General features: G+C 30.0%; 26 protein-coding genes, 1 other RNA gene and 1 pseudogene. 14 read left to right on the top strand and 14 right to left on the bottom strand.

Annotated elements, in window-relative coordinates; translation table 11 throughout:
• Positions 1-62: 62 nt before the first annotated feature.
• The 5 genes from TX50_RS03655 (at position 63) to TX50_RS09425 (ending at position 1670) form a co-directional block, all read left to right on the top strand.
• A complete protein-coding gene (locus TX50_RS03655; RefSeq protein WP_036930835.1) occupies positions 63-452 on the top strand; it encodes a DUF3804 family protein in 390 nt (129 codons plus the stop codon).
• A gap of 76 nt (positions 453-528) precedes the next feature.
• Positions 529-738 carry a hypothetical protein gene (locus TX50_RS03650; protein ID WP_036930837.1) on the top strand — a complete coding sequence of 70 codons (210 nt, stop codon included), beginning with the start codon at positions 529-531 and terminating at the stop codon, positions 736-738.
• A gap of 68 nt (positions 739-806) precedes the next feature.
• The gene (locus TX50_RS09610; RefSeq protein ID WP_173027968.1) at positions 807-962 is read left to right on the top strand and encodes a hypothetical protein; all 156 of its coding nucleotides are present in this window, start codon (positions 807-809) and stop codon (positions 960-962) included.
• 92 nt (positions 963-1054) lie between these two features.
• The gene (locus TX50_RS03645) at positions 1055-1381 is read left to right on the top strand and encodes a hypothetical protein (protein WP_011132321.1); all 327 of its coding nucleotides are present in this window, start codon (positions 1055-1057) and stop codon (positions 1379-1381) included.
• Between the two features lie 145 nt (positions 1382-1526).
• On the top strand, positions 1527-1670 hold the full coding sequence (locus TX50_RS09425; protein ID WP_157859387.1) for a hypothetical protein: 144 nt from the start codon (positions 1527-1529) through the stop codon (positions 1668-1670).
• 682 nt (positions 1671-2352) lie between these two features.
• Here TX50_RS09425 and TX50_RS03640 read toward each other — a convergent pair.
• Positions 2353-2615: pseudogene (locus TX50_RS03640) on the bottom strand (ATP-dependent Clp protease adaptor ClpS).
• Between the two features lie 147 nt (positions 2616-2762).
• Here TX50_RS03640 and TX50_RS09605 point away from each other — a divergent pair.
• Positions 2763-2909, top strand: coding sequence for a hypothetical protein (locus tag TX50_RS09605; RefSeq protein WP_173027965.1), 147 nt, complete (start codon positions 2763-2765; stop codon positions 2907-2909).
• A 26-nt stretch (positions 2910-2935) separates the two neighbouring features.
• On the opposite strand, the gene TX50_RS09920 is transcribed toward TX50_RS09605, so the two are convergent.
• The 6 genes from TX50_RS09920 to TX50_RS03630 all read right to left on the bottom strand — a co-directional run bounded on the left by TX50_RS09920 (position 2936) and on the right by TX50_RS03630 (position 5315).
• Positions 2936-3058, bottom strand: coding sequence for a hypothetical protein (locus TX50_RS09920; RefSeq protein ID WP_268741264.1), 123 nt, complete (start codon positions 3056-3058; stop codon positions 2936-2938).
• A 61-nt stretch (positions 3059-3119) separates the two neighbouring features.
• Positions 3120-3350 carry a hypothetical protein gene (locus TX50_RS09270; RefSeq protein ID WP_011132319.1) on the bottom strand — a complete coding sequence of 77 codons (231 nt, stop codon included), beginning with the start codon at positions 3348-3350 and terminating at the stop codon, positions 3120-3122.
• Positions 3350-3487, bottom strand: a complete 138-nt coding sequence (locus tag TX50_RS09600) for a hypothetical protein (RefSeq protein WP_173027963.1) — start codon at positions 3485-3487, stop codon at positions 3350-3352. The genes TX50_RS09270 and TX50_RS09600 overlap by 1 nt, the downstream gene beginning before the upstream one ends.
• The gene (locus TX50_RS03635; RefSeq protein ID WP_036930839.1) at positions 3484-3783 is read right to left on the bottom strand and encodes a DUF1651 domain-containing protein; all 300 of its coding nucleotides are present in this window, start codon (positions 3781-3783) and stop codon (positions 3484-3486) included. The genes TX50_RS09600 and TX50_RS03635 overlap by 4 nt, the downstream gene beginning before the upstream one ends.
• A gap of 139 nt (positions 3784-3922) precedes the next feature.
• Positions 3923-4107: non-coding RNA, 6S RNA (gene ssrS / locus TX50_RS09265), on the bottom strand.
• Positions 4108-4124: 17 nt separating this feature from the next.
• Positions 4125-5315: a 5-(carboxyamino)imidazole ribonucleotide synthase gene (locus TX50_RS03630; protein ID WP_011132317.1), complete on the bottom strand. Its 1191-nt coding sequence runs from the start codon at positions 5313-5315 to the stop codon at positions 4125-4127.
• A 130-nt stretch (positions 5316-5445) separates the two neighbouring features.
• On the opposite strand from TX50_RS03630, the gene aroB reads away from it, so the two are divergent.
• Entirely contained in the window at positions 5446-6537 is a 1092-nt protein-coding gene (gene aroB / locus TX50_RS03625; RefSeq protein WP_011132316.1) for a 3-dehydroquinate synthase, read from the top strand.
• On the opposite strand, the gene TX50_RS03620 is transcribed toward aroB, so the two are convergent.
• Entirely contained in the window at positions 6534-7724 is a 1191-nt protein-coding gene (locus TX50_RS03620; RefSeq protein WP_011132315.1) for a class I SAM-dependent methyltransferase, read from the bottom strand. The genes aroB and TX50_RS03620 overlap by 4 nt on opposite strands.
• Positions 7725-7756: 32 nt before the next feature.
• Between TX50_RS03620 and TX50_RS03615 the strand changes: the two genes are divergently transcribed.
• Positions 7757-8554, top strand: a complete 798-nt coding sequence (locus TX50_RS03615; RefSeq protein WP_011132314.1) for a TPM domain-containing protein — start codon at positions 7757-7759, stop codon at positions 8552-8554.
• A gap of 8 nt (positions 8555-8562) precedes the next feature.
• On the opposite strand, the gene TX50_RS03610 is transcribed toward TX50_RS03615, so the two are convergent.
• A complete protein-coding gene (locus tag TX50_RS03610; protein ID WP_011132313.1) occupies positions 8563-9432 on the bottom strand; it encodes a TIGR04168 family protein in 870 nt (289 codons plus the stop codon).
• Between the two features lie 36 nt (positions 9433-9468).
• Here TX50_RS03610 and nadA point away from each other — a divergent pair, with 36 nt between their 5' ends.
• Complete coding sequence (gene nadA / locus TX50_RS03605) at positions 9469-10428, top strand: quinolinate synthase NadA (protein WP_080503707.1); 960 nt, start codon at positions 9469-9471, stop codon at positions 10426-10428.
• On the opposite strand, the gene TX50_RS03600 is transcribed toward nadA, so the two are convergent.
• From TX50_RS03600 to TX50_RS03590, 3 genes are read right to left on the bottom strand one after another with little or no spacing between them, the layout of a single operon-like run.
• A complete protein-coding gene (locus TX50_RS03600) occupies positions 10425-11759 on the bottom strand; it encodes a S41 family peptidase (protein ID WP_036930841.1) in 1335 nt (444 codons plus the stop codon). The two genes, nadA and TX50_RS03600, sit on opposite strands and share 4 nt — an antisense overlap.
• Before the next feature lie 56 nt (positions 11760-11815).
• Positions 11816-13033 carry a (E)-4-hydroxy-3-methylbut-2-enyl-diphosphate synthase gene (ispG, locus tag TX50_RS03595; protein WP_011132310.1) on the bottom strand — a complete coding sequence of 406 codons (1218 nt, stop codon included), beginning with the start codon at positions 13031-13033 and terminating at the stop codon, positions 11816-11818.
• Positions 13034-13066: 33 nt separating this feature from the next.
• A complete protein-coding gene (locus TX50_RS03590; protein WP_011132309.1) occupies positions 13067-13570 on the bottom strand; it encodes a uracil-DNA glycosylase in 504 nt (167 codons plus the stop codon).
• Between the two features lie 234 nt (positions 13571-13804).
• On the opposite strand from TX50_RS03590, the gene TX50_RS03585 reads away from it, so the two are divergent.
• Genes TX50_RS03585 through TX50_RS03565 form a run of 5 tightly spaced genes read left to right on the top strand, consistent with a single transcriptional unit; the run spans position 13805 to position 18828 of the window.
• Entirely contained in the window at positions 13805-14986 is a 1182-nt protein-coding gene (locus TX50_RS03585) for a pyridoxal phosphate-dependent aminotransferase (protein ID WP_011132308.1), read from the top strand.
• Complete coding sequence (locus tag TX50_RS03580; RefSeq protein ID WP_011132307.1) at positions 14987-15892, top strand: putative selenate ABC transporter substrate-binding protein; 906 nt, start codon at positions 14987-14989, stop codon at positions 15890-15892.
• Entirely contained in the window at positions 15889-16626 is a 738-nt protein-coding gene (locus TX50_RS03575) for an ATP-binding cassette domain-containing protein (RefSeq protein ID WP_011132306.1), read from the top strand. The genes TX50_RS03580 and TX50_RS03575 overlap by 4 nt, the downstream gene beginning before the upstream one ends.
• A 4-nt stretch (positions 16627-16630) precedes the next feature.
• The gene (locus TX50_RS03570; RefSeq protein WP_011132305.1) at positions 16631-18133 is read left to right on the top strand and encodes a PhnE/PtxC family ABC transporter permease; all 1503 of its coding nucleotides are present in this window, start codon (positions 16631-16633) and stop codon (positions 18131-18133) included.
• A gap of 50 nt (positions 18134-18183) precedes the next feature.
• On the top strand, positions 18184-18828 hold the full coding sequence (locus TX50_RS03565) for a GDSL-type esterase/lipase family protein (RefSeq protein WP_011132304.1): 645 nt from the start codon (positions 18184-18186) through the stop codon (positions 18826-18828).
• Positions 18829-18845: 17 nt separating this feature from the next.
• On the opposite strand, the gene TX50_RS03560 is transcribed toward TX50_RS03565, so the two are convergent.
• Positions 18846-19589 (bottom strand): TIGR00297 family protein, encoded by a 744-nt coding sequence (locus TX50_RS03560; protein WP_011132303.1) that lies wholly within the window; start codon positions 19587-19589, stop codon positions 18846-18848.
• A 4-nt stretch (positions 19590-19593) separates the two neighbouring features.
• Positions 19594-20367, bottom strand: a complete 774-nt coding sequence (locus tag TX50_RS03555) for a 16S rRNA (uracil(1498)-N(3))-methyltransferase (RefSeq protein ID WP_011132302.1) — start codon at positions 20365-20367, stop codon at positions 19594-19596.
• Between the last annotated feature and the right edge of the window lie 2 nt (positions 20368-20369).

The following is a 20369-nucleotide window of genomic DNA, read 5'->3' as shown; positions in this document are numbered from 1 at the left end:
TTAAAACTAAATAGATTATTGACAGTCTGTCTAAAATAATATAGATAAAACTAACATTTCTAATGACTGATAAAGAAAAAATTATTTCATTGTTAGATGAGCTCGCATCCCCAGAAAAGATGGGTTCTTTTTTCATGAACAATGCAACTCCCGATTTTTTATTTATCAGACCAAGTGGTAATCCAATAAGTGCAAAAGGATTTGAAGAAATGATGAACTCTGGGGATGTAGTACAAGAAAAAGCAGAAATAACAAAAATACACCGATTCGAATTTCTAAGTGATAATGTCGCAATGTGCATTTTCACTTTTGGTTCAAAATTCAGATATAAAGGGACTCCTAATGATGATTTGCCAACAGTTACTTCTATTTTTAAAAAAGTGGGTAATGTTTGGAAAATTCATTGGATGCAGAGATCAACAGGAGATTCGAATTTATCTTTATGGGTCTAGCAAAGCTAATAGCTTTATTAATGGTCCTGCTACTGGTAGGAAGTTCTTTTATAGGTTTAGTTATTTACTTTATTAAATGAATTCACCTACGAATTGGGAATTTTTTAAGCAAGATCAAGATAAAATTATATGTGTACATATCTGTACTGAAGACTTGGATGGAATTGCAATATCAATAAATAACTGGTGGAAAAGAAGATATCCAAATTACAAAATAAGAGTCGTTTCTAAAAATGAATTTGAACAAATAAAAAATGCCACCGAATTACCGCAACAACAAAATTAATTTTTGGTAAATTTTGATGCTGAATCTTTTATTTAAGGGGCTATATTGGTTATAGAAATAATGAAAAAATGAACTCAGCACTTACAAAGTTCTCTAATTTAAAAGTTAACAAAACTTATAAAATAGTCCTTACTTTTGCATCATCAGTCTTTTTCTTATATGCATTAGGTCAAGCACCGATTTTTAAAAATATTCTTGCAGGCGCCTTTTCTTGTTCTGGCTAAAACAAATTAGCCTTTTATGGAGAGTAAAAATTCCAACATAAATAAGTGATTCAAAGTTGATCAAGAAAAGGAGTAATTAGCTCCCTTTTTTTTTGGAAACTATTTCTAGATGTATTACTAAATACATTAAAAGATTTTATTTAGAAATTATTATTGGTGTATTAATTATAAATAAATTCATGTCCCAAAATCCTTTTTATCTTGGGTGGAATAAAGGTTGGTCCTTTCTCTTTTATCTTGAAGGTGGAACTCCTAAAATTGAGGCTAGTGGATTTGGTATTGCCATGTCGACCGATATTAAGAGGGGAGAATCACCGTCGCAGACCGCAGATAGATTAATTTTTAAAGAGCAACGAAATAGAAAATCGAGATACTATTCTTGGATTCGTTCAATTAAATTCAGAAATGATTCTAATTAATTATGCAGTCTTCACAATCCTCTCTTTATTTTCACTAATTATTTCAACTAAGTAAAAAGTCTTAAATTTGTCATTTTTGTACGGTTGATCATTTTTCAATTATTCAATTAATTTGCATTATGGATGTAATTGCAAAGTAAATATTATGACTCATTCTTCAATAAGTACTCCATACGCGCAAAGACTAGCAGAAAAGTTTAGAGAGTCCCAGGCATACCTAAGAGCTAATGGATTTAGTAGATCAACTAAAACTCTTTATGAAGATATAGAAACTTCAACTGATAAATAAGGCACATACCTCAACACTTGCCGCAAATACAATTTTGCTATGATTTGGTTTTAACTAAAATTACGTATGGTTTGATTGGGATTAATCTTGGTTTTTCTTTTTGTATTATTGCTTTCTTATTTTGAATTCAAATTTAAGAAACACAAATAATAAAAACTATAAATTTAGTAAGAAAATTACAATAAAACTCTTACTACTTTCACCGTTTATTAAATCATGAAACCTAAAGAAGAAACAGAAAAAGCTATCGATGAAATCGTAAAAATAATACAGAAATTTCAATACAATTATGAACTTAGTGAGAAATACAAAAGAGAAATTTTAGACCAAGATAAAATATACGATTGAAAGTTGATCTACATAAGAGACTATTTAAAAACTCTTTTTATGACTATTAATACATTTCTATTACTGTCAAAAGTACATTTTTATGCAAATTAAAACTAGATAATAAAAAAGATCTCTATTTCTAGAGATCTTTATATAGTTTTACTAAACCAAGTGTTTCCTTGTTTCCACTGTTTCAGTAAAACTTCTCCTACACACATATATAACATATACAAGATATTTTTTTTCGTGGATATTGATGAGTATTGTTACTTATTGGTTATATGCTGAAAAAAGTAATTCACCAAGTATTTACTATTTTTTATGTCTTTTCAATTGGTGCCATAGTTAATCATTAGGTGACAAGTTGCTGATGATATAGTTCTGCCTGCTCAAAGGGTCCTCTCCATACTTCTGCCGAACCTTCCCTATCAACTAAGAGTGCAAGTAATAATGATTTTTTTCACTTATTCCAGGGATAGTTCTTACAAGACAATTTGCTACGTGTTCAAACGTATTAAAATTATCATCAAGAACAATTATCCTTGCTTTTGGATATTTTCTTTTCGTTGTCTTTGGATCTACAACTGAAGTAGTTAAATTGTCAGAAATTTTCATATAAAAAATTTATTAGGAATATAGTTGTTTTAAAAAGGTATTTCTTATTTTTAAAAACTCATTGTTAAAACTTCGAATAAATAAAGTTATTACCAATGGTCAAAATTTGAATAGTTGCTACGTTTGAAATAAGAGTTGAACTTTATTATGTTTACAAATTATCTGCCTAGTGAGATGGTGACGGTCTTAGAGGTAACAACGATGTTTTCATTCTTAGTTGGGACAATATTAGTTATGTTGTTTACATCAGATCAGGCTAATAAAAAGAATCTATATTTGAAGAAAGCCAAATAACTAAACATAAAGATTAGGCAAATATATTAACTAATAGAAGTTGATTGAGCCCTAGCTTCAAATTTATTTTTTATGAAATTAAAAATAAAAATAAGGACTGGGATATGGGCTAGTCCACCAATAATTACTTTAGTTTCTGAATAAGGCATTTAGAATGTAATAAGAACTTAAAGATATTTAAGCATAAAATATATTTATCAATGCTTTTTGTTAAGCAGCTTCAGACGCAAAGATAGTTCTATTTTCTCTCCAACATTTACATCCCTTAACTAAGTGATCTCCTTGAGGAATAAGCTTCTGGTGAAAGGGACAGGTCAAGATAGTTACACATTGATCTATCGTGCTGTAACGAAAGTGAGTGCAAGTAATGCAAATCTTTGTACGTTTGCTTTTCAGTTCTGAGTTAAAATCGAAGTAATCCCATGACTGAGGATCTTCCATTAGTCATAGATGTATTCTTCATCGAGGTTAATTACTACGCCACTAAAAAATTCTGCTAATAGTTTTGATGGGTCTTGAGCAGATACTTTTCTATTCTCTTTTGAAAGTTTCTTTTTGATTGGATTTAAGTATGTCATGCTGATTCTTGAAATTGGTTTGTTACTTCAGTCCATCCTCCAGCTATTAGTTCATTCCATGTTTCAAACGCAGAGTCAAGATCATGAAGTCTTGTGTTTTTAAGTCCTGCTGGTTCTCCTAGATGATTTGTAAATAAGAGATGGGTATAAACATTAATGTTGTTCCGTGCTGATTTCTTGCAGTTTTCAAATAAGATTAAAAAGCTGCCTTGCGGGTTAAGTATCCAGCCATTGGGTGAATCAACACGACTGCCATAAGAAAAATTAGACCAAACATTGGCTCCTCCTAGAGTCATTAGTAAGTAATACAGGTGTACTACTACTGTAGTGTAGTGAGTATAGTTCGTCAAGTATTGAATTTTTTATTTACCTTTTTCTCTTGATTCTGGGAATAAAATTACCTATCAAAAGCATGTATTAGCATGCAGTTTGATAGGTAACACCGAATCCCCGCCAGTTCTCTGATGCATCGACCTGGAAAAGCCAGAAGAGGAGTCAAAGTGGGCTTTCGTTTCCAATTACAGGATTGGTTTACGTCTACATCACGACAGTCTCCTCAAGTCGAAAAAGAGTCAGATCAGAGCACATAAAGAAGAACTTGACCAAAGATCCAGTATGTAAATATTAACTTATTTCTTTAGTCATTTGGAGATGGCCAAATCTCTCTTACCTTATTTAATATTTCTTTTGATTTTACAAATCTTTTCGACTGATTATCTTCGTTAAGTAAAAACGTTATATGAGCCATTTTTCTTCCAACACTTTCTTTGGATTTACCATACCAATGGAGATTAGAACCCCTGATTTGAGATAATAATTCTAATCTTTTTTTTATGGACAAAGGAAATTTTTTATTTAAACCTAGTAAATTTATCATTAAGGATCCTTGGGAATGCATTTTTATTTCTGGAGGCTTGATGCCTGAAGATATACAAACATATTGATCGAACTGGCTTGAAGAACAAGCTTCAATAGAAAAGTGTGCGGAATTATGAGTTCTAGGGGCTATTTCATTAATTAATAGTCCTTTATCACCATAAAAAAATTCAATTCCCATCACTCCTACATAATCAAGTTCATTTACTATTGATGAAAAAATATTTTTCGCAAAAGTCTTCAAATCATAATCAATTTCAGCTGGAGACAAAACCCAATCACAAATATTATTTTTTTGAAATGTCTCGACAATTGGAAAGAATCTTATTGTTCCATCAAAATCTCTAGATCCTACTAAAGCAAACTCATTTTTATAATCAACCCATTCTTCAATTATCCATTCTTCTGAATTGGTTTCAACAAAAAAAGAATTTAAATCTTCTCTAGTATTGATTTTTGTATTTCCTTTACCGTCATATCCTCCTTTATAAGATTTAATCATTAGAGGAAAATTCCAAGACTCAATTTCTTCATCATTAAGACTTTTAAATTCCTCTATTGATTTCCATCTTGGTGATGGGAGGTTCAATCTTTCTATTAATATTTTTTGGGAGATCCTATCGACCAAAGGTTGAATTGATTCAAGGCTTGGTACAAAAATATTTTTAGAATCAATTGAATTCAATTTTTCAATTTTAATCCATTCATTTTCAAAAATAATTTTTTCGCACTCTTTAATTAAGTCCTTATTCCCTTTTACCTTTAGGGGATCAGCTTCAATTACATAATCTGCTTTTGAACCTGCTGGATCATTGGAAGATTTAGTTTGAACGCATACTTTTATTCCTCTATTTTTTGCAGCTTCAGCAAGCATTAAAGCTAATTGACCACCTCCAATTATTCCTATTGAATAATTTTTCTGTATATTTTCTATATTTTTTTTTTGATTCATATGATGATCTTATTATGATTTTTAATTCTTAACAACTGATTATTTAAATCTAATTTTTAAGTCAAGATAGGGTTAGAATAAGTAAAATCAATTTTTAAAATTAATAAAAAACTCTTCTAAAACATTTACTGTGCATAAGAACAAAATACTAGTTCCTCTAAGTAATAATTCATACGAAGTTATTATAAAACAAGGATTAATTAATAACATTGGAGAAGAACTAATCCGAATTGGTATTAATAGTAATAGAAAAATACTTATAGTTTCTAATAAAGAAATCTCAACATTATTTGGGAGGAAACTTCTTAATAATTTAAAAAAGAATAATTTTAATGCTGAAATATTCAATATTAAAGCTGGAGAATCACATAAGAACTTTGCAAGTTTAAGTGAGATATTTAATGCTGCTTTTGAGGTTGGTTTGGATAGGAATTCCCTACTAATTGCACTCGGTGGCGGAATTGTAGGGGATGTCACTGGTTTTGCCGCCGCTACATGGTTAAGAGGTATTGAATATATTCAAATCCCTACAACATTATTATCTATGGTTGATTCATCTGTAGGTGGTAAAACAGCGGTTAATCATCCTAAAGGGAAAAATCTAATAGGAGCTTTTTATCAGCCAAAAGCAGTTTTTATTGACCCTGAAACTCTAATAACTTTACCAACGAGGGAATTCAAGGCAGGTATGGCGGAAGTTATCAAATATGGCGTCATAAAAGATAAATCACTTTTCGAATACTTAGAAAATGAAAAGAATAGAGATAAAATCCTCAATCTCGAGAACGAATCATTAATAAAAATAATCAATAAATCAATTAAAACTAAGGCTTGTATAGTTTCTGAAGACGAGAAAGAAAATGGAATTCGAGCAATATTAAATTATGGTCATTCCTTTGGCCACGTAATAGAAAATTTGTGCGGATATGGAGAGTATTTACATGGCGAAGCCATCTCGATTGGAATGAAAATTGCAGGAGATATTGCGACTGAAAAGAACTTGTGGTCAAAAGAGCATTCTTTAAGGCAAGATCATCTTATTGAAAGCTATGGTCTACCAATACAAACACCTAAAATCAAAAAGAATGACGTAATGAAAATACTTATGGGTGATAAAAAAGTACGTAATGGGAAAATGAGATTTATATTACCTATAGAGCTTGGAGAAGTTGATATATTTAATGATATAAATGAATCGCAATTCCTAAAATATTTCAATTAGCGAATACAGAGTGAATTTATTTTAAATTTCTTATTATTAAATTTGCTAAAAACAAACCATTTAAAATCTCCTAAACAGATTGGGTCAACTAATCTCAACAAGGCTTCTCTTCTAGAAAGAGCTTTTGAGATATCGTCCTTTAGTTCATTCTGAATTTCAAAAAGTCTTTCGGCTAAACCAAGTGATAATAATGCCTCTCCTTGTTTGACTATTCCAATAGTTTCAAAACCTAAAGTTTCCGAATCATAAATTAAACTTTCAATACAAACATGAGACGTTAAATCACAATCCCCTGGAGACTCAAAAATATTTTCTACAATTTTTTGGTTTTTATAGGAAATTAATGTCCCATTATTATTACCCAATGAATAATATCTTTTAGCTTCTTTGGCATAGTCAATTATTAATAAAATTCCATTATTGATTTTTGCATAAATAGCCATTAACCATTTTTTATTATCTATATGCCATTCGGTAGTCCATCCTTCTGGAGCATATTTAGGAGGAATATTAATATCTAATTTTTCCTGAGCAGAGGCAATACTTTTTTCTAATTCTTTTGTAATTGAAATTGCTTCAAAGAACAATCTTCCTGATTTCTTATCTATAGAGACTCCTTGCCGTTGCATTTTACCTTTTAAATTTATTATTCTTTCTACTGGCAAAGCATCAAGTACCTCATTAGCTAATACAACCCCATTTAAACTTCTATCTTCCAAGTCCTCTAAACATCTCCATAATATATCAAAACCCAGTTTTAAATATTTTTCTAATTTCTTTTGCTGTTTTTTTATCATTCCTTTATTTGGCTCAATAATGATAAAACAAACATTTTTTAATATTTTTTTATCGTTAATAAAGAAATATTCAAGGAGACCACTCATAAGACTGCCGTCTCCTGCTCCAAACTCAATCACTGATAACTTATCATCACAATTTGATTTACTTTTTACCTGTATCAACCATTCATAAATTTGTTTCGATAACAAAAACGCGAAGTCATCTGACATTGAAGGCGAAGTAACAAAATCGCCCTTAGAGCCTAAATTAGCTTTACCACTTCCATAGTATCCATTATTTAGGTCATTCAAAACGATGTCCATATAGTCATAAAAACTTATAGTTCCTCCCTTTTTTATTATTTTTTTTATTAACCATTCTTGATTATTCGCGGGTAGGCTTTCCATCGGTGAAAATATATAAAGACAAAAAAACTTTTATGCATTCAAAGATTAACTATTTCTTAGGAATATTTCTATCTATAGTAATTTTAATTTTTAATGAACCTTCTTTTGCTATTAATAATCCAAATCTTTTACCTGAAGAAAAAACACCTGTTATTGATTTAGCTAAGACATTAAGTCCAAATCAGAAAAAATCTTTAGAGGAAAATCTTAATAACTTAGAAAAGGAAAGTGGTTGGAAGATTAAATATTTATCTCAATTCGAAAGTGTCCCTGGAATTGCTATTAAAGATTATTGGGATTTAGATGAAACAAGTTTATTAGTAATTGCAGATCCTAGAGGAGGTAATTTATTAAATTTTAATGTTGGTGAAGCATATTTTGCTTTCATGCCAAGATTATTTTGGGTGGAACTTCAAACAAGATTCGGAAATCAATATTATGTAAAAGATCATGGAGAAGATGGAGCAGTATTAGATGCAATTAATTCAGTAAAAATTTGTCTTGATAGAGGAGGTTGCCAGGTTGTTCCTGGATTACCAAAAGAACAATATATATGGACTTTGTGTACTTCTATCTTAGGAGGATTAGTGGCAGGATTTGCTGCCGCCCCAAGAAAAGAGGGTCAAATCATATCAATTGGATTTTTAGCTCTTCTTTCTCCTTTATGGGGAATGCTATTTGGCATTTTTGGTTTGGCACCAATAATTTCTAGAACAAGCGAAGTATTACCGTTATTCAAAAATGGACTTGCCTTTGCTGCAGCAGCAATTGCAGGATACCTTTTATCACAAACCGTATTCTCTAGATATGAGAAACCGAAAAAAAGTTAAAAATCCTGCTAAAAATCTCCATTTCTAAAAAGTATTTCTTCTTCAGATATCTCCCCTGACTCTGAATACCATCTGTGAGAAATATGTGAAATTTCACTATCTACAAGCTCAACCCATGAAAAGTTTACTAATAATTCGCCCTCTATATTTTTTTTATATCTCGGAACTATTGCAGAATTCAAATAAGCTGTACCTTCTTTATCAATTTTGAACATATTTCTCAAACCTTTATTTCTTTTCAGACGATTATGCATATGTCCAAAAATGACAAGGTCAATTTTTCTTTTTTTTTGTATTTCTGAAATAGCAACAGCTAAATCTCTATCTCCCCAGTCACAAGGAGGCTCTTTCCAATCTTTTCCACAGATACTTGTAGAGTCTGATCCCAAGCCTGAAGGACCTGCATGTGACATCAAAATAAGAGGTAATTCTCTGATATTTTTTTCTGAACTTTTAATGATTTTATTAACTGACTCTTGTTCGCTTATGGGCCCATAAACAGCTTTAACCTCATTTGAAAGATAATAACCACCTCCTGAACTACAGGGCCTAGCACTTAAAATATTTAACTGATTATTAAATATTTTCAAATCCCAAGCACAATATTTTTCTTGCAAAATACGAATCTGTTTTAAAAGAGTCTCTCCTGTGGAGTCTTTACCTCGATCATGATTTCCCAAAATCACATAAGTAGGAATTTTTATTAGATTAATCTTCTTTATTATTTTGATACTACCATCAGAAATATCTCCAATTAATAAGACAATATCTGGTTTTATAAGCGCTAAAATCCCAATATCCGCCTCAGACCACTGACCGTGACAGTCACCAACAATAGCAATTTTTAAATTTGTCAGAATTTTTCTATTTAAAGGCATATAATCTATTAAGAGACATTGTAAATCCTGACCAGTATAACTTCTACTGCAAAACAGAAATCTATTCAAAATGAAAAAGATTTGATTTCTGAAATTAAGGAGCTTTGCTTAAAAGCTAATGCGATAATTCTTGCTCATTATTATCAAGCGCCAGAAATTCAAGATATCGCTGATTTTATTGGAGATTCTTTAGATCTCTCTAGGAAAGCAGCAAATAATGATGCAGACACAATAGTTTTTTGTGGTGTTCATTTTATGGCAGAAACTGCGAAAATACTTAGCCCAAACAAAACAGTTTTATTACCTGATATTGATGCAGGTTGTTCCTTGGCTGATGATTGTCCTGCAGAAGAGTTTCAAAAATTTAGAGAAGAAAATCCTGATCATTATGTTGTAAGTTATATAAACTGTACTGCAGAAGTAAAAGCTCAAAGTGATTTAATTTGCACAAGTAGCAATGCTGTTTCATTAGTAGAAAAAATTCCTAAAGATAAAAAAATTATATTTGCGCCAGATAAAAATCTTGGTCGATGGGTTCAAAAAAACTCAGGAAGAAAACTTAAACTTTGGCCAGGCAGCTGTATAGTTCATGAAACATTTAGTGAAGAGGCCTTATTAAAATTAAAGTACAAACATCCCGATGCAAAAGTAATCGCCCATCCTGAGTGCAGCCAAAATTTATTAGTACTTTCAGATTTTATTGGTTCAACCAGTAAGTTATTAGATTTCGTTAGTAATGATTATTCTGATACTTATATGGTTTTAACTGAACCTGGGATAATTCATCAAATGAAAAAGAAAGAACCTAATAAAAATTTTATTGAAGTACCAGATATTGATGGTTGTAAATGTAATGAGTGTCCATATATGAAATTGAATACATTAGAAAAAATTTTAGATTGTTTAAAAAACAATTCCCCTTCAATTGAATTAGACCCTGAAATAATTAAAAAAGCTTACAAACCAATAAAAAGAATGCTGGATATGAGCATCTAATTCAATGAATAAACGAAATTATTTTCATTATTTTTAAAAACAGCTAATACATTTGCAGAATCAGGTTGAAACTGACTTACTAATTTAGTTTTTTTAATAATTTTAAGAAGTTCTTTCTCACCAGCTCTATATTGTCTATCTCTTTTAGTACCAATTTCTCTTTGAAGAATTGGATTGGAATTCATCTTGACTTCTATATCCGGAGTAATTCCAAACTTATTTATATCCGTTCCATTGGGAGTTAAGTATTTTGCCACCGTAACTGTTAACCCTGAACCATCCACCAAAGTTCGCATAGACTGAACAAGGCCTTTGCCGAAAGTTTTCTTACCTACTAATTTACCTCTGTTATTATCTCTTATTGCTCCGGAGACTATTTCACTTGCACTCGCCGAACCTTCATTGACAAGTACAATTAAAGGTTTTTTTGTTAAAGCCTTACCATTTCCTCTTTTTGTTTCTCTCAAACCATCTTTAGATAAGGTGCTTACGATTATGCCTTTATCAATAAATTGACGAGAAATATCAATACTAGATTCTAATAATCCTCCGGGATTACTTCTTAAATCAAGAACATATCCAGAAACTTTTTTTATTTCTAAATCTTTTAATGTATCTTTCATCTCTCTTGATGCATTAGCATTAAACTGCTTTAATCTAACGTAACCTATTAATAATCCATCTTTAGTTTTATTGATTTTGCTTGTCACTGATTTTAATTCTATCCTTTCTCTTAATAAGGACTTGTAAAAAGAATTCCCATTTCTTAGGATTTCAAGTTTAACTTTTGTACCCCTTCTGCCCCTTATTAATTTAACTGCATCCTCAATATTCAACCCTTTAGTAGATACATTATCGATTGATAAAATAATATCTTTAGCTTTAATTCCAGCCTCATAAGCAGGAGTTCCCTCTATAGGAGAAATAATAATTATAGAATCAGATTCATTATCTTTAGCAATTTGTATTCCGACTCCAGTTAATTCTCCTGAAGTATCTATTCTCATTTGATTAAATTCTTTTGGGTCTAGAAATCTTGTATATGGGTCATCTAAATTTGAAAGCATATCTCTAATTGCATCATAAGCTTCATTATTATCTGAATATTTTTTTGCTAAAAATTCCTTTCTTAAATTAATCCAATTAGATCTCTCAAATTTCCCACTTGAATCAAGGAAGTCTCTATATACTATTTGCCAAACGTGATCAATAACCTCTTTATAGTTATTTTCTAAAATTGTCGCCTTTGAATGATTACTCACCAATAGCCCAGAAAAAGTTGTCACTATTAAAAAGATAAGTTTATTTTTAAACAATTTTTTTATTTTCAAGGGTCGGTAATAAGCATTAATTTTTCTATTGATTAAATTATAAATTAAAAATAAGTTTAGGGATCAATCCATTTCCCATCATCTTTAATGAGCCGAATTAAAGCATCAACCCCTTCATCCTCAGGTACTCTTTTTATCTCTTCTTTTCTTCTGTAGAGAGCAATTGTACCTTTACCTTTGCCTACATAACCGTAATCAGCATCTGCCATTTCTCCTGGACCATTTACTATACAACCCATTATTGCTATGTCTAAACCAGTCAAATGGGAAGTGGCTTTCCTCACTTTATCTACAACCTCCTCTAAATTAAAAAGCGTTCTACCACAGCTAGGACAACTTATATATTCAACCATTGTTTTTCGCAATCCTAAAGATTGCAAAATTGAATAGCATACTGGAATCTCCTTTTCAGGAGCTTCAGTTAGAGAAACTCTGATAGTATCTCCAAGACCTTCAGCAAGAAGTGTTCCTATACCTGCAGTACTCTTAATCCTTCCATAATCACCATCTCCTGCTTCAGTAACACCCAAATGCAAAGGGTAGTTATATCCTTCTGCATCTAATCTATCTGCAATCATTCTATATGCAGCTAACATCACTGGTGCTCTTGATGCTTTCATAGAAATAATGATGTTATGAAAATCAAGCTCATCGCAGATTTTGACGAATTCCATTGCAGATTCTGTCATCCCTAAAGGTGTATCTCCATAAGTAAAGAGCATCCTCTCGGATAAAGATCCATGATTAACTCCAATTCTTAAAGCTTTATTCTCGGACTTTAAAACTTCTACAAGTGGAGTAAATCTTTTAAGAATTGTTTTTTTAATAGTCTCAAACTCAGTGTCAGTATATTCAGTCCTTGTAGGATCTGATTTCTCAAAAACAAATAATCCTGGATTAATTCTTACTTTATCAACATGTTTTGCAACCTCCATTGCAATTTTCATTCCATTGTGATGAACATCTGCAACTAAGGGGGTATCTATATTATTTTTTATTAATTTTTCTTTAATATCCCCAACAGCCTTTGCATGAGCTAGAGAAGGAACAGTTAGTCTTACTATTTCGCATCCAACTTCATGAAGTCTTTTAATTGCTAAATAAGAATTATCCACATCCATGGTATCTTCATTTATCATCGATTGAACTCTTACTGGATAATCACTACCAATTGCGATATCCCCAACCATTACTGTTCTAGTTATCCTTCTCTCAATATAAGTTGAATATCTCCTTGAGAGACTATTCACCTCTTTTGATTGAGTAAGTGACATTAAATTCTAGAAATTCAAAAAATCTTACTTAAATTATAAAGCATATAGTTTACTACTAACCTTCTTAAGGTCTTTTAAAGTTAGATCATATGGTTTTTCAACATCTTTTGAAGAGAATCTCAACAAATAAGATGGGTGAAAAATAGTAATAATTTCTCTCCCACCTTTCTTAAACCATTTTCCTCTTGTTTTAGAAATTGGATTCTTTATTTCCAAAATAGTTCTCATAGCAGTCGAACCGGTTAAAATAATAAATTTTGGATCTACTAGTTTAATTTGCTGCATTAACCATGGTTTATGAATATTTATTTCCTTATTAGTTGGTTTTCTATTGTTTGGAGGACGACATTTAATTACATTACAAAAATATACATCCTTTTGTAAGTCAATTCCTGCTTCTATTAATAGTTCATCTAACAATTTCCCTGATCTACCAACATAAGGCTCTCCCTCTAAGTCTTCTAGAGCACCAGGTGCTTCCCCAATAATTAATAAATTTGCAAATACATTACCTCTACTAATGACTAATCTTTTCAAAGCAAATTTAAGTTCAAAGCTTATAAATAATATTAAAACTAAAAATGATTAAAAAAATAATAATAACTATATGATTCTTCACTCCACATTTTAATTTTTCATAAAAGACAATACGAAAATAAATTAAATTAAGAAAATGAACCAAATTAAACCAATCTGTGATACCTTTACTTATTCTTAATTTATTAATAAAATAAATTTTTCAAAAGTTATATTTAAAGAACTTTAGATCAAATGAGTGAAGTAAATTTATCAAAAAGAGCACTCTCTATTGAGCCTTCACTTACTCTGCAGATAAGTGCTAAAGCTAACCAACTCGCAAAAGAGGGAAAAGACATCTGTAATTTAAGTGCTGGAGAACCAGACTTTGATGCTCCCAATGAAATATTAAAAGCAACAAGTGAGGCTATATTTGATGGATATACAAAATATGGTCCTGCCTCAGGAGATTTAGAACTTAGAAAAGCCATTGCTGAAAAACTTCAAACCCAAAACAATTTAAATGTTGAATATGAAAATGTAATGGTAACAAATGGAGCAAAACAGTCAATTTATAATCTTTTCCAGGTTTTATTGAATGATGGGGACGAAGTGATTATACCTGCTCCTTATTGGTTAAGCTATCCTCAGATGGTTAGATTGGCAGGGGGAAAGCCTGTATTCCTAAATTCTTCTGCTGAAGATGGATTCAAAATAAATATACAAGATTTAAAATCTAAGATATCTCCAAAAACGAAATTTATAATTATTAATTCTCCCAACAATCCAACTGGTAGAGTAATGCCAAAAGAAGAGTTGTTACAAATTGCAGAATTAGTAAGAGAAAACAAAAATATTAATATTCTTTCAGATGAGATTTACGAATTAATTCTTAAAAAAGAATTTAAGCATTTAAGTTTAGCTTCACTAGCAACTGACTTAAAAGAAAGAATTTTTATAATTAATGGTTTTGCAAAGGGTTGGGCAATGACTGGGTGGAGAGTTGGTTATTTAGTAGGACAAAAAGATGTTATTAAAGCATCATCAGCCTTACAAAGCCAAAGTACAAGTAATGTTTGTTCTTTCGTTCAAAGAGGTGCTCTAGAGGCTTTAAAAATAAACCGAGAATTTTTCTTAGAAATCAATAGCCATTATGATCTAAGAAGAGAAGTCCTTTATAAAGGGCTAAAAAATATCGAAGGACTATTTATATCTCCACCTAATGGAGCTTTTTATGCATTTCCTAGATTACCTAATAACTCCATGACTTCTGTAGAGTTTTGCAAAAGAATTCTTAATGATTATGGTTTAGTGGTGGTGCCTGGAAAACCTTTTGGTGATGATCAATGTATTAGGATATCTTGTGCCTCTTCAAAAGAAAAGATTCTTGATGGCTTAACAAGATTAGAGAAAGGGATTTTAAATTATTACTTTTAAATGAATAAGATTTTTATTAACATCAAAAAGATAGTTGTAACCTCTACTATTTTTTTTGCGATTCTTTCATCACCTTTGAATGCGAATCCAAAAGTTTTAAAGATTGGGGCAATTCCTGATCAAAATCAAGAGGTGTTAGACAAAAGATTTAATTTGTTTGCAAAAGAATTAGCCAAGACTCTAGATGTAAAGGTAAAGTATATTCCCGTTATTAATTATGTTGCTGCGGTTACTGGATTTAGAGCAAATGATTTAGATTTAGTATGGTTTGGTGGTTTATCCGGAGTTCAGGCAAGATTACAAACCCCTAATGCAATTGTGATTGCTCAACGAGATATTGATAAAGAATTTAAAAGCGTTTTTATTGTGAATAAGAAATTAAAACTTGATTCAATTTCCAATAAAAATGGACTTAAAAAGCTCAAGAATCTAAGATTTATTTTTGGTTCTGAAAATTCAACATCTGGAAGGTTAATGCCAGAATATTACCTTAATGATGCTGGAATAAAAATAGAAAACTTTAAAGGAAAAAGAGTAGGATTTAGCGGTAGTCATGATGCAACTATCGCTTTAGTTAATAGTGGGGCCTTTGATGCAGGAGCTTTAAATAAACAAGTGTGGGAAAATAATCTTAAAAATAATCCTAAAAGAACAAAAAATGTAAATCTTTTTTGGATTACTCCTGATTATGTTGACTATCATTGGGTTGCTCAAGGAAATCTTGATAATAGATTTCGAAAAGGTTTTACTAAAGAACTTAAATCTACAATTCTTAATTTGGATATTAAAAATAAAGAAAATAAAAAGATATTAGATATGTTCAACGCAAAAAAATTTATAGAAGCAGAATCTAGTGACTATAAAAATATCGAGGTAATCGCGAGAAAATTAAAAAAAATCAGATGATTAATACTCTTCTCGAATTAAAAGAGGTAAGCTATAAAAATAAAAATAATTTCACCTTAAACAAGTTAAGTTTACGAATTAAATCGGGTGAAAAAATTGCCTTATTAGGCAAAAGTGGCGCGGGTAAAACTACTCTTATATCTATTCTTAACGGAACACTCAAGCCTAACAAAGGTAGAGTCAAATTATTTAATACAGAATTTGATAAATTAAACTTACATCAAAAGATTAGGATATCAACTATCTGGCAAGATTTAAGATTAATAGAAGATCTATCAGCAGAACAAAATGTAAATTGTGGACTTCTTGGAAAACAAAGTTTCCTATTTGCTTTTAAAAATTTACTAAATATAAGTTCTTTTAATAAAGCTCATCAATATATGCAAGTTTGTAATCTTAAGAAATCTATTTTTTCCAAAAATATTAGAAAAATATCTGGAGGCCAAAAACAAAGAGTTGCTATTGCAAGATCATTAATTCAAGAGTCAGATATCCTACTTGCTGATGAGCCTTTTAATAATTTAGATCCAAAACTAACTTCTAATATTAAAAATCTATTATTAATTACTAAAAATAAAAATAAAATAAAAGTTCCTAACACTACTTTAATTTCTTTGCATAGATTAGATTTATTAGATGGTTTTAATAGAATTATTGGAATGAAAAATGGTGAAATATTATTTGATTTAGAGAAAACTAAATTAAAAAAATATCATTTAAACAAGATTTATTAGATAATTGAATAAATTAAAATTAAATTCTTCGTCAATAACTTTTCTACCAATACTAGTTTGTATACCTATAGCCTATGAACTATTTATTAATTTTCATATTGGAGGAATTGAATTATTTAAAGAATTTATTATTTCTGCCTTTAATCCAAAAATTAATAATGAAATCATTTTCACCTTAGTAAAAAGATTAAATGAAACTATTTTTATTGCATTTTTTAGTTGGCTAATAAGTATTATATTTGGGGTTATTTTTGGAATATTATCTTCAGAAATTTTTTATAAAATATTAAATTTACCTATATTTTTAAAGAGATTTTTAAATTTATTTTTAACTTTTATAAGATCGATTCATGAAATAATTTGGGGACTTATATTAATGCAAATATATGGTATAAATTTTTCAATTGGAATAATAGCTATTTGCATTCCTTATGTTGCTATAAATGCAAAAGTTTTTAGTGAGCAAATAGAAAATATTAATCTTAAAACTATTGAATCAATTAAACAAATTAATGGTATTAAATCTTCCACTTTAATAACATTAGTTTGGGCTCCAGTGATAGAAACCTTTAAAAATTTTGGGTTATACCGTTTGGAATGTGCCATAAGAAGTACAGCAGTTTTAGGATTGTTTGGAGTTGGAGGAATAGGCACAAGTATATTTTTGTCCTTTCAAACTTTGAATTTCCGAGAGCTATGGACTTATCTTTGGGGTTTAGCTTTTTTAATTATTATCTCAAAAAAACTATTAAAAAGATTCAACCTCTCTAACACTTCTAAGAATTTATTGACCTCTTTTGTAATAGCTTTATTTTGTATTAGTTTATTTTCTTTATCTTTCTTTGTTTATTTTATATTTAATAAAAATGCAATACCTTTTAATTCAATCAATAATCTTTTGATATCAAACGTTAATTTTATTTCATACGATTTTTTAAAGCTATTATTAGAAACAATAGTTTTATGTCTTTTATCTACTGGAATAGCTATAAGTTTTCCTCCCCTTTTTATATTGATTTTCAATAATAAAATAGGAATTACAATTATCAGAATAATCTCATTTTTATTTCGTTTAATACCACCGCCTGTATTAATCCTAATACTCTTAATGTTTAATGATCCTTCAATATCTTTAGCAGCAATAACATTAGGATTGCATAACGCAGCTATAACAAGCAAATTGCTTTTGGCGAATTTACATAACCAAGATAATAAACAATATATTGCAATGAAATCATTAGGAGTTGCAAAGAGGTCTAGTTGGCTTTACGGATTATTTGTTAAACAAGCAAATAGTTACTTAGCATATTGTGCTTATAGATCAGACATTATAATTAGAGAAACAGCCATTCTGGGAGTAATTGGTAGTGTTGGTTTAGGTTGGCAACTTCAAGAATCATTGACTTCATTTGCATGGGAAGAAGTCATAGTGATTTTGTTTGCTTATAGCTCAATTGCAATAATTGGAGAATTAATAAATGGTAAAATCAAAATTAATTTAACTTGATTAGTAATAAAAATCTTCTCAAATCAAGTGAAATAATTTAAAGGAATCTTGTGCCTGTTTTACCAAAACAATTGGTTGTAATCGGAGATAGTTCAGTATATGGATGGGGGGATACTGTAGGAGGAGGATGGTGCGAAAGACTAAGAAAAGATTGGTCTAAATTTCATGATTTTCCAATTATTTATCCACTAGGGGTAAGAGGAGATGGAATTGAAAAGGTTTCTTTACGTTGGGAAAAAGAATGGTCGTCAAGAGGAGAAACAAGAAGAAATAAACCCAAAGCTATCCTCTTAAATGTGGGTCTTAATGATACACCAACAATTGGACAAAAAAATGGGCGACACCAATTAGAGATAAATGGATTCGAGTATGGATTAGAAAGATTAATTTTTGAAATGAAGTCCCAAACTCAAGTTTTTGTAATTGGGCTAACCCCAGTTGATGAAAACAAAATGCCATTTGCTGGATGTTTATGGTATTCAAATGATTTCTGTCATTCTTATGAAAGAAGAATGGAAGAAGTCTGTATTAATCAAAATGTCCCTTTTCTGCCAACTTTTAGAGAAATGTACTCAGATAACAGAAGTAAGAATTGGATCGCAGAGGATGGTATACACTTAAATACGCATGGACATCTTTGGATTTATCAACGTCTTAAAAGTTGGGATATTCTTAATAAATGGAAGGAATCCTAATTTTGATAAAAGGTAATTTAAGTAGAAACTTTGAGATAAAAAATTAGAACAAAAATAGCAATTACAGAAGAAATACTTGTTTGAATAGAATTTACTAATTCATTACTTAATTTATATTTGTCTTGAAATTTAGCTCCAATAAAACTTTCAGAAATTGTTGCTAAAAAACCAGAAATTGCAACTATCAAAAATTGATATTTTGTTGAGATAATATTTAAAATAAACATTATTAATGACATAAATATTGCGCCTAAGGAACTTGCCGCTGTGCCTTCTAAACTAATTCCTCCTTCCGTTCCTCTTTCAACTTTTCTAAACGAAGTAATTAGATATGTATTTCTACCAAATCTTTTTCCTATTTCACTACCAAAAGTATCTGCCAACTTTGCGGCAAAACTTGCAGCAAAACCAATTTTGTAAAAAACTAAATTAGTAAAATTCAATTTAACCATTATTGCAAAAAACAATCCTGTTGCAGCCGAACCCCAAACATTTTCAGGACCTCTTTTACCACCTCTTTTTTCAGCTATCCCTTTTTCGTTTTTAAATTTATAACCAATTTTTGTCACAAGAGATCCAAGAAATAAATATATTACAACAGAGATCCAACCTTGCCATGACAAACATCCCCATAAAATAGACCCTAATACCCCAGCACTTATCCACCCCGCTTTTGTCATCAATGGGACTCTAAAAAACAAAGAAATTAGAATAAAATTTATTAAAAAACCAAATAAAAAATCATTAGAAAGTAAATTCATTTTTTTAAAGAATTAATTTAAGATCATTACGCCATTGACTAAGAATTGAAGTTGCATTAACAGTAGCTGTTGAAGTTCTTAAAATGCTTTCTGAAAGTTTTACAAAAGCAATTTTATTTTTAATAAAAAATTCAATTTCACCTTGGGACCAGCCTCCTTCCGGTCCAATTACATTCCATAAAACTCCTCCTTTTTTATCCAAAACACTTTGCTTTTTTTTTAACCAATGATTTAAATTATCAGTGCTATCATCTCTTGTAACAGATACTGAAATAATATCTTTATTTTCTAGAGAATTTATCCAGTCAAATAAATTAATACCACTCAAAATAGATGGTCTCCATAATCTCTCACATTGTTCAACAGCTTCATTAACAATTGAATTCCATCTTATAAGTTTATTTGAGAAGTTGGTATACTTCTTAACTTGTCTATCTGAATACAAAGGTTGTATAAAATCAATTCCTATTTCAGTACACATTTTTAGAATATCTTCAACACCATTTTTAGGAATAACAACAGCTATTCCTAATAAAATTTTTTCTTTTTCTTGAAATAAATAAGGATTATTAATATCATTTATCTTTATATAATTGTCCTCTAAGTTTATAGCTTTCCATAATGAACCTTCGCCATTAGTGATAAATATTTCTTTACCAATTTTTATTCGCATTACTTTATTTATGTAGCGCGCTTCATTATTTGTAAGTTTTAAATCATTGTTCTTGTTATTAATTATTCTTTCATTCTGCATAAATAGTCTTGTTAAATCATCCATAT

The sequence above is a fragment of the Prochlorococcus marinus subsp. pastoris str. CCMP1986 genome (assembly GCF_000011465.1).
Taxonomy (GTDB): Bacteria; Cyanobacteriota; Cyanobacteriia; order PCC-6307; family Cyanobiaceae; genus Prochlorococcus_A; species Prochlorococcus_A pastoris.
The sequence above is the reverse complement of the archived record's forward strand: the minus strand, read 5'-3'. Positions and strand labels throughout refer to the sequence as shown.